This window comes from Streptomyces sp. SLBN-8D4, from assembly GCF_049739545.1.
In the GTDB taxonomy this organism is placed as follows: domain Bacteria; phylum Actinomycetota; class Actinomycetes; order Streptomycetales; family Streptomycetaceae; genus Streptomyces; species Streptomyces canus_C.
Genome location: NZ_JBMGQC010000001.1, coordinates 3527460 through 3552864 on the forward strand (window position 1 = coordinate 3527460; position 25405 = coordinate 3552864).

The following is a 25405-nucleotide window of genomic DNA, read 5'->3' on the forward strand; positions in this document are numbered from 1 at the left end:
GGGCCTGCGGTGCCCGTTGGCGCGCTACGCGTACGCCGAGATGTCCTTGATCATCGCGAATCCGAGCCCGTACGCGCTCATGCCTCTCCCGTACGCCCCCACGTGCACCCCTTCCTGCGTGGAGCCCGCGAGCACCCAGCCGAACTCCGACTCCCGGTAGTGGAACGGCGTGGGCACGCCGTCCACCGGGAGGGACAGGGTGGACCAGTCGGGTCCTTCGAGGTCGTCCGCCAGGACCCAGGCCGTCTCGGTCTGCTGGTCCAGCCAGTCGTCGCGCAGGGAGTGGTCCATCTGTCCGGGCCAGGTGAACGACAGCAGCCCCACCCCGGCCAGCCAGGCGGCGGAGGAGACCGACGTGGCCTCCAGCAGTCCCGTGCCGTCCGCGCTTCTGCGGGGCGGGTTCGCGGCGACGGTCACCACGACCGCGAACTTCTCCTTCGGCTCCCCCGTGGAGCCCGCCTCGTTCTTCACCGAGGGCTCGTCACCGTGGCCGATCGACCCGTGCTCGACGGCCCCGTCGGCCGACGTGCCGACCTGCATCAGCCAGCGCGGCCCCGTGAAGGCCTCGTCGAGGCCGTACCAGGGGAAGGGCGCCTGAAGGTAGCCGTCGACCGTGCGCCGGGCGGAGGGTACCTGCTGGCCATCCTCCGCGGCCGGCGCCTGCGCGACTGCCCCACTCGTCGTCTCCATGTGCCGGACGCCTCCTACTAGCTCTCGTCGGACCGGACCGGCCCGCCCCCCTTCGGGCGGCGTCGCTGGTTCGCGTACGGCCCGCACAACAACTCGGCAGCATAGCCACACCGCTCCGAGCTGCGCGGAAACCGCCCGACGCGCGGGGCGCACGAAGGGTGGCTTCAGGGCGTACGAGGGCCGTAGGGGGCTGTTCGAGGTGAGAGCGCGGTATGAAACGCGTCACGTACGACGGGAAAAGGCGCCCGCGAGCTCAACTGCTCGGCAGGCGCCTTCCGGTGGGGCGTACGGCTCAGGTGGCGTCCGGCTCAGGTGGCGTCCGCGTCGAAGGGCGGGCGGTCGTCCTTGCCGGGCTCCTCGGGCTTCTTGGTCATGTCGATCCGGCCACCGGAGGAGGACGGGGACGGCGAGGTCACCGACTCCGTGCCGTGCACGGAGTCGGTGACCTCGGCCATCTCCTTCTTCAGGTCGAAGCCGTTGCGGATCTCCTTGAGCCCCAGCTCGTCGTTGTCCAGCTGTTTGCGGATGAACGTCTTGGGGTTGAGGTCCTCGAACTCGAAGTCCTTGAACTCCGGGCCCAGCTCCGAGCGGATGTCCTGCTTGGCGCTCTCCGAGAACTCGCGGATCTTGCGCACGGTCCGCATGACGTCCTGGATGACCTTCGGGAGCTTGTCCGGACCGAAGACGAGCACGGCGAGGACAACGAGCGTGATCAGCTCGAGCGGTCCTATGTCATTGAACACCTGAAGCTCCTTGCGATGTCCTCGGTCCTCGGCCCTCGGTGGTCTGTGCGGTCTTCCGTGGTCCGGGCCGGGTCCACGGTACCTGGGGATCCCGTACGACCGGTACCGTCCCGAGGGCGCCGAGTCCGTGCGGGTGAGCGGTTTTCCGGGTTGTTTGCCTTGTGGAGCGGGATTCCGGGGCGCCTCTATGAGGTTTCTGTCAATCGCTCCACTGCCTGCCCAGTGCCGGCCCTCCCCCGGTCCTCTGCCCGTCGTCCGCCGAACCTTTGTCGGACCTTTGTCGATTCTCTCGGCCTTTCAGCCGCCGTCCGAGGATCCGAGGATCAGCGAGAGTTTCCTTTCCCTGCCGTCGCGCTTCAGGGTGAGCTGCAGGCGGTCGCCGGGGCGGTGGGCGCGGGTCCTCACGATGAGTTCGTCGCCGGAGTGGATACGGCGGCCGTCGACCGCGGTGATGACGTCGCCCGCCCGGAGTCCGGCCCGGTCGCCCGGACCGCCCGCGGTCACGGCGGGTCCGCCGTCGCTGCCTTTCGTCCCTATCCGGGCGCCGTCGCCCGTGTAGTCCATGTCGAGGGTGACTCCGATGACGGGATGGGTCGCCCTGCCGGTGTTGATCAGTTCTTCCGCGACCCGCTTGGCCTGGTTGACGGGAATGGCGAAGCCGAGACCTATCGAACCGGCCTGTCCGGTCCCGGAGCCTGTGCCGTCGTCGGCGGAACGGATGGCGGAGTTGATGCCGATGACACGGGCCCGGGAGTCGAGGAGGGGGCCGCCGGAGTTGCCGGGGTTGATGGGCGCGTCGGTCTGCAGGGCGTCGACATACGACACGTCGCTCCCCTCCCCGCTCTCGCCTCCGGCGGTGACAGGCCGTTCCTTCGCGCTGATGATCCCGGAGGTCACGGTGCCCTCCAGATCGAAGGGGGCGCCGATGGCGACGACGGGGTCGCCGACCTGGACGCTGTCGGAGTTGCCGAGGGGCATGGGCCGCAGCCCGCCGACACCGCTCACCTCGACGACGGCGAGGTCATAGCCGCTGTCCCGGCCCACGACGGTGGCCTCGGCGGTGTCCCCGCTCTGAAAGGTCACCGATATCTCGCCGTCGGCGCCGGCCGGCTCCACGACGTGGTTGTTGGTGAGGATGTGACCGCGCTCGTCCAGCACGAACCCGGTCCCGGTGCCGGACTCCTCGGCCCCCCTCACATGCAGGGTCACGACGCTGGGCAGCGCCCTCGCGGCGATCCCGGCGACCGTGCCGGGCGCGCGCCTGGCGGGCTCCTCCTCGGCCTGCGGCAACTCGACGACGTCATCTCCCACGCCGTTGCGCTCGAGGTACGCCCCTACGACCCCGCCGATCCCGCCCGCCACGAGCGCGAGCAGGAGAGCACCGACGAGAAGCGCCCGCCGGGCTCGGCGACGCCGGGCGCCCTCGGTGTCGACCGCGGCACCGGTCTGCTGGAGGGGGGCGGGGACGGGGGCCCAGGGGTCGTAGTTCTGCCAGGGGTTCGGGGTGGCCGACGCCGGGGGTGAGGCCGCGTCCTGGGCGGAGTCGGCCAGCTGACCCTCCGGGGGTGGCGTGTCCGCCGGCGAGGGTGCGACTGGGGCAACCGTCGTGGCCGGGACCGGCGCAGGGGGCTGACCGGCCGACGGTGGGGCGGGCGCGTCGAAGTGCGGAGCCGGGACCGGGGCCGGGGCGTCACCCAGCGGCACCGGTGCGTCGGGAGACGGTGCGGACGTGGGTGTGTCGTGCCCTTCCCGTGGTGCGGGCGTCGGGGGCGCGGGTATCGCCGTGCCCTGACTGGTCGTCGCCGGGTGCTGGACCCGCGGGGCGGGGGCCCAGGGACCCGGTACGCCATAGGGCGGAGTGCTGGAGGAGTCGTAGTCCTGCGGCGGCTCGGGCCGGTCCTGCGCGACTTGCCCTTCACCGAGCGGCACGCCCAGTCTGCGCGGGCCCGGAGGCCTCAGCTCGAAGTCGTCCGCGGCCGCCGACCCGTGCGTCTGCGCACCGGACGCCCGATCTTCCGGTGGCCCGAGCAAGAAGTCACCGTCGGACCCCGTCGGGCCGGTCCTCGGCGGAGCCCCCTCGCCCGGCCCGGAAACCGCCCTCGGCTTGCCCTCGTCCATGCTCCCCCCACAGTTGACCGGCCGCGGTGCGCGGCACGTCGACCTGTCTGTGGATTCAACCAGGTTCGGGCGCCGCGGAGCAGGGCGCCGGTCAGCGGGCGGTGCTGGGGGGAGTGGGCGCTGACGTGGTGGGGGGAATGGATGCGGCGAGGAAGCCGGCGGTGGTGGGGTCCGGCGGTGCGGACAGGGACGTCAGGGTGAGCGGCGGGCTGGCGCTGAGCGGACGTATGAGTGGCGACATCGCGGCTGCACCGGCGACGACGGGTGCCGTCAGGGTGTGCAGGGCCGCCTCCTGCACCTGGGCGGGGATGCCCGGCAGCAGCGGGGCGGACGCGGTGGTCGGGGCGACCGGTGTCTCACCCGTCGTCCGCTGTCCCTGGTCCTGCGTGAGCAGCGGACCCACGCCACGGCGGCGCTGGTTCTCCGGTACCGCGGCTCCCGTGCCCGCCGTGCGCGCCGGTGTCACATTGCTGCCGGCCCCTCGGGCGTCGGCGTCGCCCGGTACCCCGGTGGTGACGCCGCCCAGCGCGATCGCGGCCAGCGACACCGCCCCGGCGGCGACGACCGCGAACCGCATGCCGCGCGAGGCCGAGCGGTCGGTCTCCTGGCGGCTGACGTCATGGATACGGAAGCCCCGGCCCGAGGAGGGCGGGAGCAGCGCGGCGTGCGGGCGGGCGGGGACGTAGTCGAACGCGAAGCGCTCGCCACGTCTTACGCCGAAGGCTCCGGTGGTGCCGGGTCGCCCCGACAGTCCTCCGAATCCTCCCCCGTCGAACGGTGAGCTGTCGCCGTCGTCGGGATCACCTCCCGGCAGCCCTTGGAGGCGGGCCAGGAAGCTCTCGGAGGGCGGGGGCGGGGCGGCCTCCGCGAAGACGTTCTTCAGGCGGCGCTGGGCATCCGCCTCCGCCTTGCACTTCGGGCAGGTGGCGAGATGCGCGAGGACACGCTCTCGCGTGGCGTGACCGAGCTCGCCGTCCACCAGGGCGGCGAGTCGGTCTCCCAGATGCTGTTCCGCGAGGCTCCCCTCGCCGGGTTTGGGCAGTGATCCACTCACGCGGACGCGCCCCCTCCCCCCAGCGCGGGGACCCGGGCCATGAAGGAGCGTCGCTCGGCACGGGCCTCGGGTGAGCGGTGGGCAAGGGCCTTGCGCAGTTGGGACCGGCCGCGATGGATCCGCGAGCGGACCGTGCCCAGCTTGACGCCCAGGGTCGCGGCGATCTCCTCGTACGACAGTCCCTCGATGTCGCACAGGACGACCGCGGCGCGGAACTCCGGCGCGAGGGTGTCGAGGGCCTGCTGGACGTCCGCGTCGAAGTGGGCGTCGTTGAAGACCTGCTGGGGCGACGGCTCGCGGCTGGGCAGTCGCTCGGCCGCGTCCTCGCCGAGGGCGTCGAAGCGGATGCGCTGCTTGCGTCGGACCATGTCCAGGAAGAGGTTGGTGGTGATGCGGTGCAGCCAGCCCTCGAAGGTGCCCGGTGTGTACGTGGACAGCGAGCGGAAGACGCGGACGAAGACCTCCTGCGTGAGGTCCTCGGCGTCGTGCTGGTTACCGGTGAGGCGGTACGCGAGGCGGTAGACGCGGCCGCTGTGCGTGCTGACGATCTCCTCCCAGGTGGGCGGAGTCCACGCCTGCCCGTCCGCGTCGGTGGCAAAGGTCGCGGTCTGGGCGTAGTCGCCGGCGTGGCTGTGGTCAGCAGTGTCGTTCACGGATCTCGGCCTGCCCGCCGATCCGAGGAAGCGCCGCAGCACTCCCCCACGATCTCCAGGCGCGGCCGCACCTCCCCTGTCGGCTCTGGTTGTCTCCAGTGGAGCCCCTACCATAGCCACCTCGCCCGTTAGCTCCGGATAAGCGGTTTTACGAGAATTTGATCTGGGCTGATACCACTCGGTCCCCTGCGTCAGCAGTTGCTCGAGGGCCCGCTCGGCTTCGTGATCCAACTGTGTCCCCCCGGGTGCGTCTCCACCCCTCTAAACGCCCGGTCCCATCTGCGGGTTCCCGACGGCAACGGATACAGTCACGCCCAGGCAACCACGGGGCAAGGAGAGGGTCATTACCGGCAACCGGCAGACGAACTGGGCGTTCGCCGACGCCTACGTCGCCGAGGACGAAGTCCTGAGCTGGGCCCGGGACCGGGCCCGTGAGGCGGGACTGCGCTCGGTGTCGCCCGGCGCGGGCGCGGCGCTGCGGTTGCTGGCAGCCTCCGTGGACGCCAAGGCGGTCGCCGAGATCGGCACCGGCACCGGCGTGTCCGGCATTCACCTGCTGTACGGCATGCGCCCGGACGGGGTGCTGACCACCGTCGACCCCGAGCCGGAGCACCAGCAGTTCGCCCGCCAGGCGTTCCGTGCCTGCGGCTTCGCCAGCAACCGGGCCCGCTTCATCCCGGGCCGCGCCCTGGACGTCCTGCCCCGTCTCGCCGACGCCGGCTACGACCTCGTCTTCTGCGACGGTGACCGGCAGGAGGTCATGGACTATCTCGCTGAATCGTTGCGCCTGCTGCGTCCCGGTGGCCTGGTGGTCTTCGAGGGCGTCTTCGCCAACGGCCGCACGGTGGACTCGGGACCGCAGCCGACCGAGGTGCTGCGTCTCAGAGAGCTGCTGCGGGCCGTACGCGAGAGCCAGGAACTGGTGCCGTCGCTGCTGCCGGTGGGCGACGGACTGCTCTGCGCGGTCAAGCGCTGAGCCGATGAGGGCCGTACGGCCATTCGGGGGACCGCCCGGGCAGACCTCTGCCCCGGCATCTCAAAAGATGCCGGGGCAGCCGAAAGGGTATGGTCGCTTCCGCGTCAGCCGACGACCTTCTTGAGGGCGTCACCGAGCGCGTCGGCCTCGTCAGGCGTCAGCTCGACGACGAGCCGACCGCCGCCTTCGAGCGGAACGCGCATGACGATGCCCCGCCCCTCCTTGGTCACCTCGAGCGGGCCATCGCCCGTCCGCGGCTTCATGGCCGCCATGCTCGTTCCCCTTCCTGAAACCAGCTCATCGTCAAAGCCGACAGCCCTGGGAGGGCACGCGCATCCAAGAAGGGACACACGCCACCGGCGTCGAACACATTGCTTCCCAGCCATTATCCCGCATCGCAGGACCCGATGACCAACATCAGTCGGCATCGCTTGGGCAACGCGCGCGAGCAAAACCACTCAATTCGGCGATGTGGCTGCGATACTCCGCCGCCGCGCCGATCCCAGCCGCTCATGAGCGCTCCGTAATTCTTTGACGCAGGTCACACGTCCGGTCCGGTCCGCGGACGGCGATCTCCGCCATGCTGTCCTCGGACATCGGATGCAGCGGACACACCGGAGGGGATACGCCATGGCCGACACCGTGCTCTACGAGGTGCACGACGGGCTCGCGACGATCACGCTGAACCGGCCGGAGGCGATGAACGCGCTGAACATCGCCACCAAGGTCGCGCTGCGGGAGGCCGTGGAGTCGGCGGCCTCGGACGACGCCGTACGGGCCGTGCTGCTCACCGCCGCCGGGGAGCGGGCGTTCTGCGTGGGTCAGGACCTCAAGGAGCACATCGGGCTGCTCGCCGAGGGCTCCACGGAGGTCATGAGCACGGTCAGGGAGCACTACAACCCGGTCGTGCGGGCCCTGACGGAGATGCCGAAGCCGGTGGTGGCCGGGGTGAACGGGGTCGCGGCGGGCGCCGGCTTCGGGATCGCGCTCGCGGCGGACTACCGGGTGGCGGCGGACACGGCCGCGTTCAACACCTCGTTCGCCGGGGTGGCGCTGACCGCGGACTCCGGGATCTCGTGGACGCTGCCGCGGGTGGTGGGGCCGGGGCGCGCCGCCGACCTGCTGCTCTTCCCGCGGACCATGTCGGCCCGGGACGCCCATGATCTGGGGATCGTGAACCGTCTCGTGCCGTCCACCGAGCTGCCCGCGGAGGCCGAGAAGGTGGCGCGGGCCCTGGCCGAGGGTCCGACGGTGGCGTACGGCGCGATCAAGGAGTCCCTGGCGTACGCGCTGTCGCACAGCCTGGCGCAGACGCTGGAGAAGGAGGACGAGCTGCAGACGCGGGCGGGCGCCTCCGAGGACCACGCGATCGCCGTGCGGGCCTTCGTGAACAAGGAGACGCCCAAGTACCTGGGCCGGTAGGGCGGCTCAGCGGCTCCTGGCGACGCAGGTCTCCAGGTGATCGTCCACCAGTCCGCACGCCTGCATCAGGGCGTACGCCGTGGTCGGGCCCACGAACCGCAGGCCGCGCTTCTTCAGGGCCTTGGACAGGGCGGTCGACTCCGGGGTGACCGCGGGGACGTCCGCCAGGGTCCTGGGGACCGCGTGCGAGGTCGGGGCGTGGGACCAGATCAGCTCGTCCAGCTCGCCCGGGGACCATTCGGCCAGCACGCGCGCGTTGGCCATCGTCGCGTCGACCTTGGCGCGGTTGCGGATGATTCCCGGGTCGAGCAGCAGGCGGTCGCGGTCGGCCTCGCCGAACGTGGCCACCTTGGCGATCTCGAAGCCCGCGAAGGCGGCGCGGAAGCCCTCACGGCGGCGGAGGATGGTGATCCAGGACAGGCCGGACTGGAAGGCCTCCAGGCTGAGCCGTTCGAAGAGGGCGTCGTCGCCGTGGACCGGGCGGCCCCACTCCTCGTCGTGGTACGTCACGTAGTCCGGCGTGGACAGGGCCCAGGGGCAGCGCGGAGCGCCGTCCGGGCCGGTCAGGGCGGTGCCGTCGCTCACTGCTGCTCCCCCTGGCCGTGTTCCGGCTTGTGCAGGGCGACGTGGGCCGCGGCCTGGGCGCCGGCCAGCGCGGACTCCAGGTCGGCGATCCGGGCGTCCCGCTCGGCGAGCTCGGCGCCGAGGCGGCTGAGCGCGTCGTCGACGTCCGCCATGCGGTAGCCGCGGGCGGTCAGCGGGAAGCGCAGGCTCTCGATGTCGGCGCGGTTCACCGGCCGGTGCAGCGGCAGCGGGTCCTGGAGCCGCTCGGGAGCGACCTCCGGCAGCGGGCCGTCGCTCTCCCCGCCGCCCACCACGGCGAGCGTCACCGCGGTGACCACGACCGCGAGCGCGATGACCAGGAACAAGAACATAACCATCGCTGAGGTCCCCAGGGTCCCTGCCGGCGGCCGGCCACCGGCGTCGAATGTGTCAGGGTCCGATCGTGCCATGCGAGTCTGACAGTTAGGGTCGCAGGCGGCCGCAGACGCCGAACACACAGACGGACGAAGTGAGGTCACAGGGGATGCTCAGGCTGGGCAGGCGTGAATTCGACGCGCACGAGCCGGTGATCATGGCGATCGTGAACCGGACCCCCGACTCCTTCTACGACCGGGGCGCCACGTTCCTCGACGAGCCCGCCCTCGCGCGCGTGGAGCAGGCGGTGGCCGAGGGGGCCGCGATCATCGACATCGGCGGGGTCAAGGCCGGGCCGGGCGAAGAGGTGTCCGCTGCGGAGGAGGCCCGGCGGACCGTCGGGTTCGTGGCGGAGGTGCGGCGGCGGTTCCCGGACGTGATCATCAGCGTGGACACCTGGCGGGCGTCCGTCGGCGAGGCGGTGTGCGAGGCGGGGGCGGACCTGCTGAACGACGCCTGGGGCGGGGTCGATCCTGGGCTGGCCGAGGTCGCCGCGCGGTACGGGGTCGGGCTCGTGTGCACGCACGCCGGGGGCGCGGAGCCTCGTACGCGGCCGCATCGGGTGACGTACGACGACGTCATGGCCGACATCCTGCGGGTGACCGTGGGGCTCGCCGAGCGGGCGGTCGCGCTGGGGGTCCCCCGGGAGTCCGTGCTGATCGATCCCGGGCACGACTTCGGGAAGAACACCCGGCACAGCCTTGAGGCGACGCGGCGGCTCGGGGAGATGGTCGAGACCGGGTGGCCCGTCCTGGTGTCGCTGTCCAACAAGGACTTCGTGGGCGAGACCCTGGACATGCCGGTGAAGGAGCGGGTGGTCGGCACGCTGGCGACGACTGCCGTGTCCGCATGGCTGGGGGCTCAGGTGTACCGGGTGCACGAGGTCGCCGAGACGCGGCAGGTGCTGGACATGGTGGCGTCGATCGCGGGGCACCGGCCGCCGGCGGTCGCTCGTCGGGGGCTGGCGTAGCTCGAACGCCGGAGGGGCTGGAGAACCAGCCCCTCCGAAGACGTGTGCGAGCCCGGCGCTAGCGTCCCGCTTCCTTGGACACCAGCGCCACCGCCTCGTCCACGTCGTCCGTCACGTGGAACAGCAGCAGGTCCTTCTCCGACGCCTTGCCCTGGGCGATCAGGGTGTTCGTGAGCCAGTCGACCAGTCCGCCCCAGTACTCGCTGCCGAAGAGGACGATCGGGAAGCGGGTGACCTTCTGGGTCTGGACGAGGGTCAGGGCCTCGAAGAGTTCGTCGAGGGTGCCGAGTCCGCCGGGCAGGACCACGAAGCCCTGCGCGTACTTCACGAACATCATCTTGCGGACGAAGAAGTAGCGGAAGTTGAGACCGATGTCGACGTAGGGGTTGAGCCCCTGCTCGAAGGGGAGCTCGATGCCGAGGCCGACCGAGGTGCCACCCGCCTCGCAAGCGCCCTTGTTGGCCGCCTCCATGGCGCCGGGGCCGCCGCCGGTGATCACGGCGAAGCCCGCCTCCACCAGGCCCCGGCCGAGCTGCACGCCCGCCTCGTACTCGGGAGAGTCCGCCGGTGTCCGCGCCGAGCCGAACACGCTGATGGCGGGCGGGAGTTCGGCGAGCGTGCCGAAGCCCTCGATGAACTCCGACTGGATGCGCAGGACGCGCCAGGGGTCGGTGTGGACCCAGTCCGAGGGGCCGCCCGCGTCCAGCAGGCGCTGGTCGGTCGTGCTCGCCGTGACCTGTCCCCGCCTGCGGAGGACAGGTCCCAGGCGCTGCTCCTCCGGCGGCTGCTTCTTGCCCTCGGGGTTCCCGGTAGCCATGTGCGCTCCCTCCGCTTGCCTGGTCTTTCCATCTCAGCGTAGATCTACGCGGGTTACGGAGGGGGGACGTCCGCGTGTCCGCCATGAAGTGCCGGCGCGCGGACTCCCGTCAGGACGTCAGCCACGCCCTCAGCTTCTCCTCCGCCTCCGGGATCAGCGAGGCCTTCACCCGCTCGTCCACCTTGTGTGCGAGCAGCGGCTGACCGGGGCTGTAGTTCACCGCGGGCACACCGAGTGCGCTGAACCGGGACACGTCCGTCCAGCCGAACTTGGGGCGGGCGACGCCCCCGACCGCGGCCATGAAGGCCTGGGCGACGGGATGGGTGAGGCCGGGGCGGGCGCCGCCGGTGTGGTCGTCGACGGTGAACTCGTCGACCCCGCAGTCCGCGAAGAAGTCCCGCACGAAGGCCTCCGCCTCGGCCTCGCTGCGGTCCGGCGCGTAACGGAAGTTGACGGTCAGGGTGCAAGAGTCGGGGATGACGTTCGTGGCCACGCCGCCCTTCACGCCGACCGCGTTGAGACCCTCGCGGAACTCCAGTCCGTCCACGACCGGCTTGCGCGGCTCGTAGGCCGCCAGCTTCGCGAGGGCGGGGGCCGCCTTGTGGATCGCGTTGGACCCCATCCACGCGCGCGCGGAGTGCGCCCGCTCTCCCTTGAACGTCAGCAGCACCCGCAGGGTTCCCTGGCAGCCGCCCTCGACCTCGTTGTCCGTCGGCTCCAGAAGGACCGCGAAGTCGCCCTCCAGCCACTCGGGGTGGGCCTCGGCCACCTGTCCCAGGCCGTTGAGGTGGGCCGCGACCTCTTCGTTGTCGTAGAAGATGAAGGTGAGGTCGCGGTTGGGCTCCGGGACCGTCGCCGCGATCCGCAGCTGGACCGCGACCCCGGACTTCATGTCGCAGGTGCCACAGCCCCACAGGTAGCCCTCGTCGTCGAGCCGGGAGGGGACGTTGCCCGCGATGGGAACCGTGTCGATGTGGCCGGCGAGGATGACGCGTTCCGGACGGCCGAGGTCCGTGCGGGCGACGACGTTGTTGCCGTGCCGGTCGACCGTCAGGTGCGGCAGGGCGCGCAGGGCGGTCTCGATCGCGTCCGCGAGGGGCTTCTCGGTGCCGCTCTCGGAGGGGAAGTCGACGAGCTGCGCGGTGAGCCGGGCTGCGTCCAGCGAAAGGTCAAGAGGGGTGTCGGCCATGCTCCCGACCCTAACGCCCCGCTGCGCGCCCTCACGGTCCCCGTCGGGCACAGACGTCTCAGTACTCTCCAGTATCTTGTCCGGATGCCAGAGCCGTTGCCCCCTACTCGCAAGCGCCGTGGCCGCCTCCTCCGCTTGGGGGCGGCCCTCGTGGTCCTGTGCGCGGTCGCCGGTTACCTCGTGGTGCAGTACGTCACCGGAGGCACCGACGGACCGAGCTGCAGAGTCGTCTCGGACAAGGCGGACGGGCCGTCGTACGAGTTCACGCCCGAGCAGGCGGTGAACGCGGCGACGATCACCGCCGTCGGCACCGGGCGCGGGCTGCCCGAGCGGGCCGTGGCGATCGCGCTCGCCACGGCGCTGCAGGAGTCGGGGCTGCGGAACATCTCGCACGGCGACCGTGACTCCCTCGGTCTGTTCCAGCAGCGGCCCTCGCAGGGCTGGGGCACCCCGAAGGAGATCCTGGACCCGACGTACGCTGCGGCCGAGTTCTACAAGCACCTGGTCAAGGTGCGCGGCTACCAGGACCTCCCGCTGACCGTCGCCGCCCAGCGGGTGCAGCGCAGTGGCTATCCGGAGGCGTACGCCAAGCACGAGCCGGACGCCGAGCTGCTGGCCGCCGCCCTCACCGGCACCGCGGCGGCCACGCTGACCTGTGACGGCCGCCAGGAAGCCACCCGGGCCGCCCAGGACACCGCCCAGGCCGCCGCCACGGGCCCCGACGCGGTGCGGTCGGCACTCGTACGGGACTTCGGGCGCGACGCGCTGGAGACGACCGCGGCGGAGGTCGGCGGCAAGGCCGCGCCGAGCCCGACGCCCAGCACGCACGACACGCGCACCGTGACCCTTCCCGTGCGCAAGGACACCCGCCCCGGTTCGGACCGCAGCCTCCGGGAACGCGGCTGGCAGCTCGCCCACTGGGCCGTCGCCAACTCCTCGGCGCTGCGCATCGAGCGGGTCTCGTACGCCGGGCGGCAGTGGACGGCCGGGAGCACCGACAGCGAGTGGCGTACGGCGGGCGGCGAGGACGGCACGGAGTCGGTGCGGATACTGACGGCACGCTAGTTCGGAAGATCACCCGGGAGGGTCTCGTCCGGCCACCGCGGGAGCGGGTGTGCGCAGGTTTTCGTCACCTCACCCCCCTATCCGCGAAATCCCTTGCGAACACAGGGCGACAAGGATTCGGCGGACTTTCAGACCGGAAGCTTTTTGCCCGTTTTTATCCGCAGGTGATAATGCGACGCATTACCAACTCTTTACGTTGCGCGTCCGCAACCTTCGACGGCTTCGAGCGGTAGTCACGGCGTCCTAGCAACGTTTCCTCCGTCGAAGGAGCAACATGTCCCTCCCCCTGACCCGCAGGATCGCCCGTGCCGCGCTGCTCGTCGCTGCCGGAGCGGCCGCCGGGGTCGGTGCGGCCGGCTCCGCCAGTGCGGCCCCCGCCGCGCTGCCCGCCACTCCGAACCTCGGCGGGCTGACCGCTCTGGACGGGGCGCACGTCGGCAACACGGTGGACGGCACGGCGCAGAACCTGACCGGGACCGCGGGCAAGACCGGCGGCAAGGCCGTCGAGAAGGCGGTGCCGTCCGCGGGCAAGGCCGTGAAGAAGGCGACGCCGGTCGCGCAGAAGACGGCGGGCGAGGCCGCGGGCTCCGCCGGGGGCATCGTCGGCGACACCACCTCCACGGCGACGAAGGGCGGCCTGCCGACCGACTCCCTCACCAAGGGCGGCGGCGGCCTGCCGTCGGCTGACACCCTGCCGGTGAAGAGCCTCCCGCTCGGCTAGTACCCCGCGCATACGGCGAAGGGGCCCGGGGAACTCCCCGGGCCCCTTCGGCGTGTCCGCTCGCCGCATCCGGAGCGGGTCACGCCAGTCGCTCGACCGCCGCCCGCACCCGCTCGTCCGTCGCCGTCAGCGCGACCCGTACGAACCTCTCGCCCGCCGCGCCGTAGAAGTCGCCCGGGGCCACCAGGATGCCCAGGTCGGCCAGGTGGGCGACCGTCGCCCAGCAGGACTCGTCCCGCGTGGCCCACAGGTAGAGGCTGGCCTCGCTGTGCTCGATGCGGAAACCGTGGTGCAGGAGGGCCTCGCGCAACAGCGACCTGCGAGCCGTGTAGCGCTCGCGCTGTTCGCGGACGTGGGTGTCGTCGCCGAGGGCCGCCACCACCGCGGCCTGCGTCGGCGCCGGGGTCATCATGCCGCCGTGCTTGCGGATCTCCAGGAGGGGCGCGAGGACCGCCGGGTCACCCGCGAGGAAGGCCGCGCGGTAGCCCGCGAGGTTCGACCGCTTGGACAGCGAGTGGACGGCCACGATGCCGTCGTAGGAGCCGCCGTTGACGTCCGGGTGCAGGACCGAGACCGGGTCGGCCTCCCAGCCCAGCTCCAGGTAGCACTCGTCGGAGAAGACCAGGAGGCCGTGGGACCGGGCCCAAGCGACGATCCTCGTCAGCTCGTCCTTGGACAGCACCTTGCCGGTCGGGTTGGACGGCGAGTTGAGCCACAGGAGCTTCAGGCCCGCCGGGTCCAGCTCGGTGGGGTCGTCGTAGACCTCGTGATCCGCGCGGGCGAGGCGCGCGCCGACCTCGTACGTCGGGTAGGCGAGGCGCGGGTACGCGACCCGGTCGCCGGGGCCGAGGCCCAGCTGGGTGGGGAGCCAGGCGACGAGTTCCTTGGAGCCGACGATCGGCAGGACGTGGCGGTGGGTGACCTCGCGGGCGCCCAGGCGCCGCTCCACCCAGCCGGTGATCGCGTCACGCAGGGCCGGGGTTCCCCAGACCGTCGGGTAGCCCGGGGAGTCCGCCGCGTCGATCAGCGCCTTCTGGACGAGATCGGGGACCGGGTCGACCGGGGTGCCGACCGACAGGTCGACGATGCCTCCGGGGTGCGCGGCAGCCGTCTTCTTGTACGGCTCCAGCTTGTCCCAGGGGAAGGTGGGAAGGCGGTCGGAGACTGCGGACACGGCGTCGGGCTCACTTTCGGGTCGTACGGGAAACACGTCGGTCCCGCAGGCCGGGATCGGGGGCGATCAGGCCGTACGGGACCGAGGCGACACGGAAAGGTGCCGGCTGATCAGGCCTGCGGCGGCAGCGCGGCGATGAACGGGTGGTCCCGCTCGATCAGACCCAGCTTGCTGGCGCCGCCGGGCGAGCCGAGCTCGTCGAAGAACTCGACGTTCGCCTTGTAGTAGTCCTTCCACTCGTCCGGAGTGTCGTCCTCGTAGAAGATCGCCTCGACCGGGCAGACCGGCTCACAGGCACCGCAGTCGACGCATTCGTCCGGGTGGATGTACAAGGACCGCTGGCCCTCGTAGATGCAGTCGACCGGGCACTCCTCGATGCAGGCCTTGTCCTTCACGTCGACACAAGGCTGCGCGATGACGTAGGTCACGCTGTCGTTCCTCCTCCATAGGGCGCTGGCGGGCCTCCTCAGGCTCCGCCGCCTCGCGCGCGGGAGCGCGGCGTCGTCGATGCCCGCCCCTAGTATCTCCGTTCCTGGGCAAGATCCGAACAGGAGGGGTGAACTGACCTGTGGAAATCTCCGCCGCGGGGCGTCTCGTCGTCCGTATCTCCGCAGCTGACGTGGGCAAACGGGTATCCGTGCGGTGCCTGGACGAAACCGGCGGCACCGGGGAGAAGTTCACCGACACGGTGGGTGTTCTCACATCATGGGACGGCGGTGTGCTGATGATCACGCGCCGGGACGGTAAAAGCGTCCGCATTCCGGAGTCCGCGCTGGTCGCGGGCAAGGTCGTGCCCGCCGAGCCGGCCCGCCGCCGAGGGCCTGCCGCCTCGTACGAGGAGCTGGCCCGGATCGCCGCGCGCGGCTGGCGGCCCGTCGAGAGCGAGTGGCTCGGCGAGTGGGAGCTGCGCGCCGCCTCCGGCTTCACCCGCCGCGCCAACTCCGTCCTCCCGCTCGGCGACCCCGGCCTGCGCCTGGACGAGGCCCTGGCCGCCGTACGCCGGTGGTACGGCGACCGCGGTCTGCCGGCGTACATACAGACCGCGACCGGCGCCGCGGGCACGCAGGAGGTGCTGTGCGCGGAGCTGGAGGAGCGGGGGTGGACCCGGGAGGTGACGGCGGAGCTGTGGACCGGGGCGCTGGCGCCGGTCGCCGACCGGTCGCCCGACGAGGAGGTACTCCTGTCCCGGGAGGCCGACGACGCCTGGCTGGCGCGCTATCAGCGCAAGGGGGTGAGCGAGGTGGCGCTGCGGGTCCTGAACAGCGGCCCGTCGGTGTGGTTCGCCACCGTTCCCGGTGAGGGGGCGCCGGCCGCGATCGGGCGGTGTGTCGTCGACGGGCGGTGGGCCGGGTTCGCGGCGGTCGAGGTGGATCCCGCGCTGCGGCGACGGGGGCTGGCCTCGACCGTGATGGCGGCCCTGGCACAGCGCGCCCTCGACGAGGGGGCGTCGGCCGCCTGGCTCCAGGTCGAGACGGACAACGCCGGTGCGCGGGCCCTGTACGAGCGGATGGGGTTCGCCGCGCACCACGCCTACCACCACTACCGCGAGCCGGACGTCTCCGGCGGCGCCCGGCGGTAGCGATCGCCGTGAAAGGGCACGAGCCTGCTATGCGTCCCCCGTTTCCCCCCTCGCCCGAACGTTCCGCCGAGCTCCGGAGGCGGTTCGCCGAAGAGGCGCGGTCCGAGCGGCCCGATCTGTCCGCGCTGTGTCTGCTCCTGGGGGCGGAGGCCGACGGGGCGCTCGACGAGGCCGGCATCGACGCGGCCCAGATCGAACTCGACGCGCTGGCCGGACAGCTGCCGTTCCGGCCGGGCGGGCCGCGGTCGTGGGCGGTGTCGTTGCGGGAGCTGCTGGGCGACCGGTGCGGGTTCCGCGGCTCCGCCGCGGACTATCAGCGGCTGGAGTCCTCGTTGTTGCACGAGGTGCTGGTGCGGCGGCGCGGGTTGCCGATCCTGTTGTCGGTGGTGTGGATGGAGGTGGCCCGGCGGGCGGGAGCTCCCGTGTACGGGGTCGCTCTGCCGGGGCATTTCGTGGTGGGGTTCGGGCCGCCGGAGGAGCAGGTGCTGGCCGATCCCTTCGACGGGGGCAGGGTGCTGAGCGGGGGTGATGCGGAGGTGCTGGTCGCCGGGGCGACAGGGGGGTCGCTGGATCCCTCGATGCTGGGTCCGGCGGATCCGTTGGACGTGGTCCAGAGGATTCTGAACAACGTCCGCGCGTGGGCCGCGGCTCGGCCCGAGCGGTCGGACGTGGGCCTGTGGGCCGTGGAGTTGGCGTTGCTGTTGCCTTCGCATCCGGCGCGGCTTCGGTATGAGCGGGCGCAGTTGCTCGTGCAGCGGGGTGACTTCGTCGAGGGGGCCGGGGAGTTGGAGGCGTATGCGGGGGTGGTGGCCGCGGTGGACGAGGCGGCTGCGGGTCGTCTGCGACAGCAGGCACAGGCCGCGCGAGCGATGTTGAACTGACGGGTGTGGGGCGGGTGCAGCTCAGTGGGGGCTTGTCGCGCAGTTCCCCGCGCCCCCAAAAGCAAAAGCGCTTACAGCCAGCCCTTCTCTCTTGCGATCCGGACTGCCTCCGCCCGGTTGCGCACCGCCAGCTTCTGGATCGCCGTCGAGAGGTAGTTACGGACCGTGCCCTGGGAGAGGTGCAGTTCCTTGGCCAGTTCTGCGTTCGTGGAACCGTCGGCCGCCGCTCGCAGGACCTCCCGCTCGCGGTCCGTCAGCGGGTTCGCGCCCTCCGCCAGGGCCGCCGCCGCGAGCGTGGGGTCGATGACCCGCTCCCCCGCGAGCACCTTGCGTACCGCCTCGGCCAGTTGGGCCGCCGGGGCGTCCTTGACCAGGAAGGCGTCGGCGCCCGACTCCATCGCGCTGCGGAGGTAACCGGGGCGGCCGAAGGTCGTGAGGATGACCAGCTTGACCGCCGGAAGTTCCTTGTGGAGCTGAGCCGCCGCCTCTATGCCCGTCGCACCCGGCATCTCGATGTCCATGAGGGCCACGTCGATGTCGTGGGCGCGGGCCGCCGCCAGGACCTCGTCGCCGCGGGCCACTTGGGCGACGACCTCGATGTCGTCCTCCAGGCCGAGCAGGGCGGCCAGGGCCTCGCGGACCATCGACTGGTCCTCGGCGAGCAGGACCTTGATCGTGCGGCTCGTCATGAGGCGGATCCTACGTCGGCCGCGGAACCGGCGGGCACGCGGGCGACCAGCCGGAAGCCGCGCCGGGTGCCGGTGGCCTCCAGGGTGCCGCCCGCCTTCTCCAGGCGCTCGGTGAGGCCGGTGAGGCCGTTGCCTGGAGCGTTGCCCACGCCGCCCGAACCATCGTCCTCGACGGTGAGTTCGAGCCTCGGCCCGTCGAGGGTCTGGCGGTGCAGCAGTTCCACCGTGCAGCCGCGGGCGCCGCTGTGCCGTACGACGTTGGTGACCGCCTCGCGCAGCGCCCAGGCCAGGGCCGACTCGCTCTCCTCGGGCACGCCGGCGAGGTCGGGTTCGGCGGGCAGGGTGGCGGTGACTCCGGCGGCCGTCAACGCGACCTGGGCGCCCGCGAGTTCCGCGGCCAGACGGGCACGACGGTAGCCGGAGACGGCCTCGCGGACGTCCACCAGGGCCTGCCGGCTGACCTGTTCGATGTCGGCGACCTGCTGGGCCGCCTTGTCGGGGTGGGCGGGGAGCATCCGGCCCGCCAGTTCGCTCTTCAGCGTGATGAGGGAGAGGGAGTGGCCGAGGAGGTCGTGCAGGTCCCTGGCCAGGCGCAGCCGCTCCTCGTTGGCGGCGAGCTGGGCGACCCGGGCCCTGGCCTCCCGCAACTCGATGGTCGTACGGACGAGTTCGCGGACGCCGGTCATCGCGAAGCCGCCGAGCAGGGCCGGGATGAGCAGCGCGCCGATGTAGTCCGAGCCGTCGGCGACGATCAGGGCGAGGGCCGCCATCAGGGCGGACGCGACGGGGATGGTCCAGCGGGCGAGCCGCAGCGGCAGGGCCGCGCCGGACGCGATCGACACGTACACGAAGAGGACGAGCCACTCGCGGCCCAGGGTGAGGACGAGCAGGGTCGACTCGGCCGAGAGGACCGCGAGGGAGACGAGCACGAACTCCTGGGCGTTGCGGCGGCCGGTCCTGAACAGCAGGGCCAGGTACCAGGCGACGAAGCCCGCGAGGCCGAGCCAGCCCAGGACGACGGCCACGACACCGTGGCCGCCGTGCAGGAGGTCCGAGACGGGTGCGCTCAGATAGACCAGCCAGATGCCCGTCCACAGCATCTTGACCATCATCTGCTTGCGGGTCTCGGGGCGCTGCCCGATCCCGACGCCGGTGCCGCTCACGCCTTCAACGTGTCCTTCCGGTACAGCCAGGCCGCGCCGCCCGCGAACAGGACGAAGGAGACGGCCAGGACGGCGAGATCCTGTGCGTGCGGGGCGCGGCTCTGTTCGATGGCCTGCCCGAGGGCAGCGTACGCGTGCGTGGGCAGCCACTTGGCGATGTCCTGGAGCCACTGCGGGAAGGTCGTCGTGGGCATCCACAGGCCGCCCAGCATCGAAAGCCCGAAGTAGGTGATCATCGTGATCGGGCGGACCGCGTCACCGGTGGCGAGGTAGCCGATGGCGACGCCGAGCGCGGCGAAGACGAGGCTGCCGGCCCAGATCGCGCCGGTGAGGGCGAACCACTGCCAGGCGTCCAGCCGTACGTCCTTCACGGTCGCGGCGACGACGAACACGACCACGATCGAGGGCAGGCTCACCACGGCCGCGCTCGCCGTCTTGGCGAGGACATAGCCGCGACCAGGGAGCGTGGTCAGCCTCAACTGCCGTACCCAGCCGCCCTCCCGCTCCTTCGCGATGCGCTCGCTGTTGCCCATCAGGACCGCCGTCAGGGCGCCGAAGGAGGCCATCGAGACCATCATGTAGGTCGCGACCGTCAGACCGGTGCCGTCGACCTTGTCGGTGGTCCCGGAGCTGCCCGCGATGATCAGGAACAGCACCGAGGGGTAGAGCACCGAGAAGAACAGGAACTTGCGGTTGCGCAGGGCGCGGACCAGTTCCAGCTTGATCAGGCTGTTCATGACTGCTTGGCCTCCTCGGCCTCGGTGATGGCGACGAAGGCCTGCTCCAGGCCGAGCCCGGCGACTTCGAGGTTGCGGGGGTAGACGCCGAGGCCGTAGAGGGCGTGGACGGTCGCGTCGGCGTCGGTGGACTGGATGCGGACGGTCTGACCGCTTATGTCGATCGAGGTGAGGAAGGGCAGTGTGCGCAGCGGCCCCTCGTCGATCGTGCCCTCCAGGTCGAAGGCGATCCTGCGGGCGCCCGCCTTCGCCTTGATCTCGGCGGCGGTGCCGTCGGCGAGGAGGCGGCCCCGGTGCAGGACGAGCACCCGGTCGGCGATCGCGTCGGCCTCTTCGAGGTAGTGGGTGGCGAACAGGACCGTACGGCCCTGGTCGGCCTGTTCGCGCATGGTGGCCCAGAAGGCCTGGCGGGTGGTGACGTCCATGCCGGTCGTCGGCTCGTCCAGGACGATCAGGTCGCTGTCGCCGGCGGTCGCGAGGGCGAAGCGGACCCGCTGGGCCTGGCCGCCGGAAAGCTTGTTGACCTTGCGGTCGGCGATCTGGGCGATGCCCGCGCGGGACAGCACCTCGGTGGGCCGGTACGGCTTCGGGTGCAGATCGCAGGCGAGGCGTACCAGCTCGGCGACCGTGACCTCGTCCATCAGGCCGCCGCTCTGGAGCATCGCGCCCACGCGCCCGGCGACGATCGCCTCACGCGGGCTGGTGCCGAAGAGCCGGACGCTGCCGCCGTCGGGCTGCTTGAGGCCGAGCAGCAGGTCGAGGGTGGTGGACTTGCCGGCGCCGTTGGGGCCGAGCAGCGCCACGGTCTCGCCCGGGCGCAGGGTCAGGTCCAGTCCGTCCACGGCGCGTACCTCGCCGTATGCCTTGCTCACCTGGTCGAAGGCGACCACCGGGGCTGTCGTTGTCATACGGCGATGGTGGCTTCGCGGGTGCGGTGGCGGGCAGTGTCGGCCGTCCGGAGTGCCGCATGACAGATGTCATGTCTGCGGCACTCCGGGGCGCCGTCCGCCGAGCGGTCAGCTCGGGTTCGTGTCGATGACCCCGACGCGCTCGGCCGCCGTCTTGCCGCGCAGTGCCTTGCGCAGGGCGGAGGCCACGTCCTCGGGCAGGACGTCGCGCTTGCCGCTCGCGCCGTCGATCTTCACACCGACGAAGGTGGCGCCGTACGCCTCCTTGAGCGCTTCGAGGTTGTACGTCTCCACGAGCTTGCCGTCGACCGCCTTGAACCCGAGGATCTTCGGCAGGGACAACGAGCCGAAGTCGATGCTGTGCGTCGCGTCGGTCCGGATCGTGACGCGCTCGGACATCGCGGGCTTCGCGAACTCCTTCATCATCCGGTCGACCTCGGCGTTCGAGATCGTCGGCTGCTTGGTGGTCGTCGGCAGCGTCACCTTGCCCGCGGTGCCGGTCTCCACCTGGGTGCGGTACGCCTCCTCGACCGCGGTGGTCGACCTGGCGACGTCGATGCCCTTGCCCGCCTTGCCGTACACGGCGACGGCCTTGCCGCCCACGAACTTGATCGTGCCGTCGGTCGCCGAGCCGGCACCGCCCGAGGCGTCCTCCAGGGCCGCCTGGAGCTTCTCCTCGTCGACCGGCATGACCGGGTCGACGACCCGGTGGTTGCCGAAGAGGGAGCCGATGACCGAGATCGGGTTGTAGTCGCTCTTCGCGGCCGCGGCGACCGTGGCCTGGTCGTCGAGCTGGAGCCCCGCCTGGTCCGGCTTGAGGGAGACGGTGTCGCCGCCGACCGACAGCTTCAGGGCCTCCTTCACCCGGTCGCCGAGGGAGTCGTCGAGCTTCTTGACCGCGTCGTCGCGGGTGCCGCCGCCGATGTCCACGCCGAGCACGGTGGTGCCCTTGGGCACGTCGGAGCGGTTCATCAGGAGGCCGGCGCCGTAGGCACCGACGCCGAGGAGGACCACCGTGCCGCCGACCATCGCCAGCTTGCTGCGGCCCTTCTTTTTCTTCTTCTTCGGCGCGGCGGCCGGGGCCTCCTGCGACGCGGTGTCGGGCAGCTTCGGGGGCGTACGGCCGTCGGTGCCCGGTCCGAAGGGAGCGTTCTGGGCGCCCGACGGTACGACCGGCATGCCGCTGGTGACGGTGTGCCCGGAGACGTTGTCCGGGGCGCCGTAACCGGGGGCGCCCGGTCCCGGGGCCGGCTTCTGCGGGGTGAGGATCGCGGTGTCGTCGCTCAGACCGCCACCGGGGCCGAGACCGGCACCGGGAGCGCCGCCGGGAGCGGGCGCGCCGGGGCCGCCGGGGCGACCGAGGGTGCCGGGGCCGCCCGGAGCGGACTGACCGGGCTGACCGCCGGAGATGCCTGGGCCGCCCGGGCCGCCGAGGGTGCCGGGAGCGCCCGAACCGCCCGGGCCGCGGGATCCGCCGGGGCCGCCTGGACCGCGTCCGCCGCTGCCCGGGCCGCCGCCCTGGCCGTTGAAGCCGTCGGGACCGTTGAAGGGCTCGCCGCCGAAGGACTCGGCCCTGGCGAAGGGGTCCGGTCCTGCGGGCGGCACGACCGGGCCGTCACCGGTGACCGGGCCGCCCGTCGGACCCGCGGGCCCCTGGGACCCGCCCGGGCCCTGCGTTCCGCCGAAACCGCCGCCGTAGTCGATCCGGCCGCCCTGGCCGCCGTAGTCGATCTGACCGCTCTGCCCGCCGGGACCGCCGGGTCCGGCCGGGCCACCGGGCCCGCCCGGCGCGCCGAAGCCGCTCTGACCGTTCGGACCACCGGCGGGGCCGCCGTAGCCACCCTGTCCGTTCAGACCGTCCTGGCCGTTCAGGCCGTCCTGCCCGCCGTAGCCGCCCTGGCCGTTCTCCGCGCCCGGGCCGCCCGAGTCGTTGCCGTTCTCCGCGAAGTACGGCAGCTCGTCGCGGCGGGGTTCGCTGCCGCGCTGGCCGCCTCCCAGCGGGCCGGCGTTCAGCGCCTCGGTGACGTCGAAGGAGCCGGTGCCGCCGCCGTGGCCCGGAGCCACGGGACCGCCCGTGGCACCCGGGAGCCCGGCGCCGTTCGTGGCGCCGGAACGGGAACCGCCCGGCACGCTCATCGAACCGACCACCCCACCGGGGCGCCCGGCACCGGGGCGCGCACCGCCGGGCGCGGCCGCGCCGGCGCCACCGTGACGGGGGCCGGACGCGCCGGTACCGCCGGCAGCGGGCGCACCCGCGCCCGAACCGCCCGGCAGACCGGCTCCGTTGCTCGCACCCGCGCCCGGACCGCCCTTGGCGGGGCCGGACTTGCGGGGCGCGAACCAGTCGCTCTGCTTCTCCTCGGCGGTCGGCGGAGCGGGTTCGGCGGGCAGTTCGACGGTGCCGGTGGTCGAGGAGGGACTCGGCGTCGGCGCCTCGGCCTCCGGACGGCTGTCACCGGAACTCTCCGCTTCCGCGACGGGCTGACGCACCACGACCGGCGGAATGGGCCGCGAACCGGGGATGTTGATCCGGATCCGGGTCGTCAGCGTGGTCTCGGTCTTGCGTTCCTCCGGCTGCGTGGCCGAACGGCCCGCGTCCGAACCGCCGTCGGAAGCCATGGGCGTCCCGTACGGCGGCGTGCCCGAGGGGTAGGCGGCTCCGCCGCGCCCGTTGGGCCCGGAGGACGGACTGTCAGTTTCACGACTCAAGGCAGGTTCTCCCGGTTGGCTCCGCCGCCCGTTTCGACCTCACTGCTTCGGGCGCCGGCGGCGCGCACCACCATACTGGCCACTTCTGGCCTGTATCCCACGACCGCTGGGGAAACCCACACGGGACTCGCACGCGCGCGATGCGGAGAAGTGGTACGTCACTTGCCAAGTCGGACGGCGTCGCCGCCCGGTTGCCGCCCTTGTCCAAGGGTGGCGCAGATCACAGCCACAGCCATGCCACCGAGCAGGAAGAGATAGGAGCCACTTCCTGCGGCGAAGACGAAATCGCCTTCCGGACGGCTGGTGGTGAGAAAGATGACGGCGAGCATCCAGCCGCCTGCGGGCGCGACGGCTCCGGCCCGGCTGCCGGTGGCGCGTGCCCCGCCGAGCAGCAGTCCGGCCTCGCCGAGCAGCGCGAGCAGCAGTCCGCCCGGGAACCAGCCGCCCTGCACCAGCGCTCCGGCGAGCCCCACGACCGCCCCGAGCACGAAAAGGCCGAGGTAGGCGGCGACCCGTCCGGCGGAGGGGCGCTGCAGGGGCTGGGCCGGCATCGTCGTACGGTCGCTCATGACGCGCCCTCGATCCCGGAGAACAGGTCGGTCTCCCTGGTGTCCCCGGGTTCCCCTCTCACCAGTTCGTAGTACTCGGTGGTGAAGAGAGGTTGCGCGAGTTCGTTGGAGAGCGCGAAGTACGCCCCGGACACGTCGATCTGGGTCGCGTGGGCGGCCATCGCGGCGCCCTTGGCGGTGGCGTACGCGGTGCCGTCGATCTCGGTGGTGATCCGCTCGTCCTCCACCACGCCCGGTACGTCGTCCAGGACGGCGGTCTTGGCGAAGGGGAGGCCGGGCAGGTCGGCGTGGAGCTGGGCGAAGGCCCGCTCACCGATCGCGCGCGGGACGCGGTTCCAGTAGACCTTCGGGATCTGCCATCCGGCGTCGGCGGCGAGCTCGACGGCGCGCATGGCGACGCGGTGGGCCTGGATGTGGTCGGGGTGGCCGTAACCGCCGTGGTCGTCGTAGGTGACGAGGACCTGGGGGCGTACCTCCAGGATCACCTCGACGAGATGGCGGGCCGCCTCGTCGACGTCGGCCTGCCAGAAGCAGGCGGGGTCGTCGTTCTCCGGGAGGCCCGTCATTCCGGAGTCCTGGTAGCGCCCGGCGCCGCCGAGCAGGCGGAAGTCCTCGACACCGAGTTCACGCATGGCCGCGGCGAGCTCGCCGCGCCTGTGCTCGCCGAGAGCGACGCCGGTCAGGTGCCGCAGCTCGGGCGGGATGACCTCGCCGAGTTCGCCGAGGGTGCAGGTGACCAGGGTCACCCGGGCTCCCTCGGCCGCGTACCTGGCCATGGTCGCGCCGTTGTTGATCGACTCGTCGTCCGGGTGCGCGTGCACCAGGAGAAGGCGCCGAGCGGGCTGTTCCGTCATGGCCCCAGCCTACGAGGCCTCCGGCTGCCTCCCCTGCCCACCCGTCACCTGCCGCCCCCGCGTCACCCCTCGTCGTCGAGGACGTGGGCGATGGCGAGCGCGATCCGTTCGTTTCTTTTCGTTCAGTGAGGTGCGTCCCTGGAAAAACGACTGGTTGATCCAGCCTGCGGCCTCGTACCAGACCTTCTTCTCCGTGACGAGTTTGAGAACCTCGGAGATCTTTCCGGGATGCTGGAGCGACTGGGCCGCGAGTCTGTCACGCAGGTGCTCCACGACAGCGTCGGGCACCGTGACGTCGCCACGCCTCACCGCCTCGATCGTGTACAGCGGCAACTCGTAGACCCTCAGCTGGTAGGGCATGTCGGGGCTGTCCTTGATCGCCAACTCGGCGACTCGGCGCAGGACTTCCTCGTGCAGCCAGTGATCGATGGCGGCCACCGCCTGCACCCAGGCCGCCCGGTAGAAGTCGTCGATGTCGATGGAGGGTGACTTGAGCGGGGTCAGCATCCTGCCCGCTTCGACCATGCGCCGCGCATACGACAGGTTCGTCATGAACGCCTCGAACTGACGCGTCTGCGGCCTGGGAACGGCCATGGGTAACCCCCGTGCGACTCTCCGTCATGATCTCCAGGAGCACGATCCCGGAGGGGCACCGGGGCGAGTCAAGCCGGACGGGAGGGGTCGGAACAAGGTGTCCGATTCCGGTCCCTCCGTTTCCGGATCTCAGCCCTCAGACCTCGGGTGTG

At 71.7% G+C, this 25405-nt stretch carries 27 protein-coding genes; 7 read left to right on the top strand and 20 right to left on the bottom strand.

All coding sequences use genetic code 11. From position 1 onward, the window contains the following. Positions 1-24: 24 nt before the first annotated feature. The 5 genes from RKD20_RS15565 to sigE all read right to left on the bottom strand — a co-directional run bounded on the left by RKD20_RS15565 (position 25) and on the right by sigE (position 5300). Positions 25-690 carry a hypothetical protein gene (locus RKD20_RS15565; RefSeq protein ID WP_424878244.1) on the bottom strand — a complete coding sequence of 222 codons (666 nt, stop codon included), beginning with the start codon at positions 688-690 and terminating at the stop codon, positions 25-27. Positions 691-998: 308 nt separating this feature from the next. Beyond that, on the bottom strand, positions 999-1433 hold the full coding sequence (locus tag RKD20_RS15570; RefSeq protein ID WP_424878245.1) for a sec-independent translocase: 435 nt from the start codon (positions 1431-1433) through the stop codon (positions 999-1001). Between the two features lie 297 nt (positions 1434-1730). Next, the gene (locus RKD20_RS15575; RefSeq protein WP_424878246.1) at positions 1731-3551 is read right to left on the bottom strand and encodes a trypsin-like peptidase domain-containing protein; all 1821 of its coding nucleotides are present in this window, start codon (positions 3549-3551) and stop codon (positions 1731-1733) included. A gap of 91 nt (positions 3552-3642) precedes the next feature. Further along, complete coding sequence (locus RKD20_RS15580) at positions 3643-4605, bottom strand: zf-HC2 domain-containing protein (protein ID WP_424878247.1); 963 nt, start codon at positions 4603-4605, stop codon at positions 3643-3645. Beyond that, entirely contained in the window at positions 4602-5300 is a 699-nt protein-coding gene (sigE, locus tag RKD20_RS15585; RefSeq protein ID WP_037943029.1) for an RNA polymerase sigma factor SigE, read from the bottom strand. Before sigE ends, RKD20_RS15580 begins: the two co-directional genes overlap by 4 nt. A 235-nt stretch (positions 5301-5535) precedes the next feature. Here sigE and RKD20_RS15590 point away from each other — a divergent pair, with 235 nt between their 5' ends. Beyond that, positions 5536-6234: an O-methyltransferase gene (locus RKD20_RS15590; RefSeq protein WP_310591900.1), complete on the top strand. Its 699-nt coding sequence runs from the start codon at positions 5536-5538 to the stop codon at positions 6232-6234. A gap of 104 nt (positions 6235-6338) precedes the next feature. On the opposite strand, the gene RKD20_RS15595 is transcribed toward RKD20_RS15590, so the two are convergent. Continuing rightward, positions 6339-6506 carry a DUF3117 domain-containing protein gene (locus RKD20_RS15595; protein WP_003966491.1) on the bottom strand — a complete coding sequence of 56 codons (168 nt, stop codon included), beginning with the start codon at positions 6504-6506 and terminating at the stop codon, positions 6339-6341. Positions 6507-6864: 358 nt separating this feature from the next. On the opposite strand from RKD20_RS15595, the gene RKD20_RS15600 reads away from it, so the two are divergent. Beyond that, positions 6865-7656, top strand: coding sequence for an enoyl-CoA hydratase/isomerase family protein (locus RKD20_RS15600; RefSeq protein WP_351991651.1), 792 nt, complete (start codon positions 6865-6867; stop codon positions 7654-7656). A gap of 6 nt (positions 7657-7662) precedes the next feature. Here RKD20_RS15600 and RKD20_RS15605 read toward each other — a convergent pair whose 3' ends face one another. Together RKD20_RS15605 and RKD20_RS15610 are read right to left on the bottom strand one after the other, a co-directional pair. Beyond that, positions 7663-8241, bottom strand: coding sequence for a DNA-3-methyladenine glycosylase I (locus RKD20_RS15605; protein ID WP_020119743.1), 579 nt, complete (start codon positions 8239-8241; stop codon positions 7663-7665). Continuing rightward, entirely contained in the window at positions 8238-8597 is a 360-nt protein-coding gene (locus RKD20_RS15610; RefSeq protein ID WP_424878248.1) for a DivIVA domain-containing protein, read from the bottom strand. The genes RKD20_RS15605 and RKD20_RS15610 overlap by 4 nt, the downstream gene beginning before the upstream one ends. Positions 8598-8743: 146 nt before the next feature. On the opposite strand from RKD20_RS15610, the gene folP reads away from it, so the two are divergent. Further along, a complete protein-coding gene (gene folP / locus RKD20_RS15615; RefSeq protein ID WP_424878249.1) occupies positions 8744-9604 on the top strand; it encodes a dihydropteroate synthase in 861 nt (286 codons plus the stop codon). A 58-nt stretch (positions 9605-9662) separates the two neighbouring features. On the opposite strand, the gene RKD20_RS15620 is transcribed toward folP, so the two are convergent. Continuing rightward, positions 9663-10421 (bottom strand): TIGR00730 family Rossman fold protein, encoded by a 759-nt coding sequence (locus RKD20_RS15620; RefSeq protein WP_424878250.1) that lies wholly within the window; start codon positions 10419-10421, stop codon positions 9663-9665. Positions 10422-10530: 109 nt separating this feature from the next. After that, positions 10531-11610, bottom strand: a complete 1080-nt coding sequence (gene dapE / locus RKD20_RS15625) for a succinyl-diaminopimelate desuccinylase (RefSeq protein WP_424878251.1) — start codon at positions 11608-11610, stop codon at positions 10531-10533. An 84-nt stretch (positions 11611-11694) separates the two neighbouring features. Between dapE and RKD20_RS15630 the strand changes: the two genes are divergently transcribed. Beyond that, positions 11695-12675, top strand: a complete 981-nt coding sequence (locus RKD20_RS15630; protein WP_424878252.1) for a heavy metal transporter — start codon at positions 11695-11697, stop codon at positions 12673-12675. 274 nt (positions 12676-12949) lie between these two features. After that, positions 12950-13396, top strand: coding sequence for an ATP-binding protein (locus RKD20_RS15635; RefSeq protein WP_424878253.1), 447 nt, complete (start codon positions 12950-12952; stop codon positions 13394-13396). Between the two features lie 79 nt (positions 13397-13475). On the opposite strand, the gene RKD20_RS15640 is transcribed toward RKD20_RS15635, so the two are convergent. Both RKD20_RS15640 and fdxA read right to left on the bottom strand, forming a co-directional pair. After that, the gene (locus RKD20_RS15640) at positions 13476-14570 is read right to left on the bottom strand and encodes a bifunctional succinyldiaminopimelate transaminase/glutamate-prephenate aminotransferase (RefSeq protein WP_424878254.1); all 1095 of its coding nucleotides are present in this window, start codon (positions 14568-14570) and stop codon (positions 13476-13478) included. A 110-nt stretch (positions 14571-14680) separates the two neighbouring features. Next, positions 14681-14998, bottom strand: a complete 318-nt coding sequence (gene fdxA / locus RKD20_RS15645) for a ferredoxin (protein WP_381338515.1) — start codon at positions 14996-14998, stop codon at positions 14681-14683. Positions 14999-15138: 140 nt separating this feature from the next. On the opposite strand from fdxA, the gene RKD20_RS15650 reads away from it, so the two are divergent. Both RKD20_RS15650 and RKD20_RS15655 read left to right on the top strand, forming a co-directional pair. Continuing rightward, a complete protein-coding gene (locus tag RKD20_RS15650; protein ID WP_424878255.1) occupies positions 15139-16149 on the top strand; it encodes a GNAT family N-acetyltransferase in 1011 nt (336 codons plus the stop codon). A 29-nt stretch (positions 16150-16178) separates the two neighbouring features. After that, a complete protein-coding gene (locus RKD20_RS15655; protein WP_424878256.1) occupies positions 16179-17030 on the top strand; it encodes a transglutaminase-like domain-containing protein in 852 nt (283 codons plus the stop codon). A gap of 71 nt (positions 17031-17101) precedes the next feature. Here the strand turns inward: RKD20_RS15655 and RKD20_RS15660 are convergent, their stop codons facing one another. The 8 genes from RKD20_RS15660 to RKD20_RS15695 all read right to left on the bottom strand — a co-directional run bounded on the left by RKD20_RS15660 (position 17102) and on the right by RKD20_RS15695 (position 25253). Further along, on the bottom strand, positions 17102-17719 hold the full coding sequence (locus RKD20_RS15660) for a response regulator transcription factor (protein ID WP_020136782.1): 618 nt from the start codon (positions 17717-17719) through the stop codon (positions 17102-17104). Then, on the bottom strand, positions 17716-18882 hold the full coding sequence (locus RKD20_RS15665) for a sensor histidine kinase (RefSeq protein WP_424878257.1): 1167 nt from the start codon (positions 18880-18882) through the stop codon (positions 17716-17718). Before RKD20_RS15665 ends, RKD20_RS15660 begins: the two co-directional genes overlap by 4 nt. Beyond that, positions 18879-19619, bottom strand: coding sequence for an ABC transporter permease (locus RKD20_RS15670; RefSeq protein WP_424878258.1), 741 nt, complete (start codon positions 19617-19619; stop codon positions 18879-18881). The genes RKD20_RS15665 and RKD20_RS15670 overlap by 4 nt, the downstream gene beginning before the upstream one ends. Then, positions 19616-20527, bottom strand: coding sequence for an ABC transporter ATP-binding protein (locus tag RKD20_RS15675; protein WP_424878259.1), 912 nt, complete (start codon positions 20525-20527; stop codon positions 19616-19618). The genes RKD20_RS15670 and RKD20_RS15675 overlap by 4 nt, the downstream gene beginning before the upstream one ends. Positions 20528-20635: 108 nt before the next feature. Then, positions 20636-23236 carry a hypothetical protein gene (locus tag RKD20_RS15680; protein ID WP_424878260.1) on the bottom strand — a complete coding sequence of 867 codons (2601 nt, stop codon included), beginning with the start codon at positions 23234-23236 and terminating at the stop codon, positions 20636-20638. 158 nt (positions 23237-23394) lie between these two features. Further along, on the bottom strand, positions 23395-23805 hold the full coding sequence (locus tag RKD20_RS15685) for a DUF6113 family protein (RefSeq protein WP_020119728.1): 411 nt from the start codon (positions 23803-23805) through the stop codon (positions 23395-23397). Next, positions 23802-24659, bottom strand: coding sequence for an N-acetyl-1-D-myo-inositol-2-amino-2-deoxy-alpha-D-glucopyranoside deacetylase (mshB, locus tag RKD20_RS15690; RefSeq protein ID WP_424878261.1), 858 nt, complete (start codon positions 24657-24659; stop codon positions 23802-23804). Before mshB ends, RKD20_RS15685 begins: the two co-directional genes overlap by 4 nt. Before the next feature lie 9 nt (positions 24660-24668). Beyond that, positions 24669-25253, bottom strand: a complete 585-nt coding sequence (locus RKD20_RS15695) for a hypothetical protein (RefSeq protein ID WP_424878262.1) — start codon at positions 25251-25253, stop codon at positions 24669-24671. Positions 25254-25405 lie beyond the last annotated feature (152 nt).

Coding starts and splice junctions, on each gene's coding strand:
- RKD20_RS15565 (WP_424878244.1), bottom strand. CDS start 690: ATGGAGACGACGAGTGGGGCAGTCGCGCAGGCGCCGGCCGCGGAGGAT.
- RKD20_RS15575 (WP_424878246.1), bottom strand. CDS start 3,551: ATGGACGAGGGCAAGCCGAGGGCGGTTTCCGGGCCGGGCGAGGGGGCT.
- RKD20_RS15595 (WP_003966491.1), bottom strand. CDS start 6,506: ATGGCGGCCATGAAGCCGCGGACGGGCGATGGCCCGCTCGAGGTGACC.
- RKD20_RS15600 (WP_351991651.1), top strand. CDS start 6,865: ATGGCCGACACCGTGCTCTACGAGGTGCACGACGGGCTCGCGACGATC.
- RKD20_RS15610 (WP_424878248.1), bottom strand. CDS start 8,597: ATGGTTATGTTCTTGTTCCTGGTCATCGCGCTCGCGGTCGTGGTCACC.
- folP (WP_424878249.1), top strand. CDS start 8,744: ATGCTCAGGCTGGGCAGGCGTGAATTCGACGCGCACGAGCCGGTGATC.
- RKD20_RS15620 (WP_424878250.1), bottom strand. CDS start 10,421: ATGGCTACCGGGAACCCCGAGGGCAAGAAGCAGCCGCCGGAGGAGCAG.
- dapE (WP_424878251.1), bottom strand. CDS start 11,610: ATGGCCGACACCCCTCTTGACCTTTCGCTGGACGCAGCCCGGCTCACC.
- RKD20_RS15630 (WP_424878252.1), top strand. CDS start 11,695: ATGCCAGAGCCGTTGCCCCCTACTCGCAAGCGCCGTGGCCGCCTCCTC.
- RKD20_RS15635 (WP_424878253.1), top strand. CDS start 12,950: ATGTCCCTCCCCCTGACCCGCAGGATCGCCCGTGCCGCGCTGCTCGTC.
- RKD20_RS15655 (WP_424878256.1), top strand. CDS start 16,179: ATGCGTCCCCCGTTTCCCCCCTCGCCCGAACGTTCCGCCGAGCTCCGG.
- RKD20_RS15660 (WP_020136782.1), bottom strand. CDS start 17,719: ATGACGAGCCGCACGATCAAGGTCCTGCTCGCCGAGGACCAGTCGATG.
- RKD20_RS15670 (WP_424878258.1), bottom strand. CDS start 19,619: ATGAACAGCCTGATCAAGCTGGAACTGGTCCGCGCCCTGCGCAACCGC.
- RKD20_RS15675 (WP_424878259.1), bottom strand. CDS start 20,527: ATGACAACGACAGCCCCGGTGGTCGCCTTCGACCAGGTGAGCAAGGCA.
- RKD20_RS15685 (WP_020119728.1), bottom strand. CDS start 23,805: ATGAGCGACCGTACGACGATGCCGGCCCAGCCCCTGCAGCGCCCCTCC.
- mshB (WP_424878261.1), bottom strand. CDS start 24,659: ATGACGGAACAGCCCGCTCGGCGCCTTCTCCTGGTGCACGCGCACCCG.
- RKD20_RS15695 (WP_424878262.1), bottom strand. CDS start 25,253: ATGGCCGTTCCCAGGCCGCAGACGCGTCAGTTCGAGGCGTTCATGACG.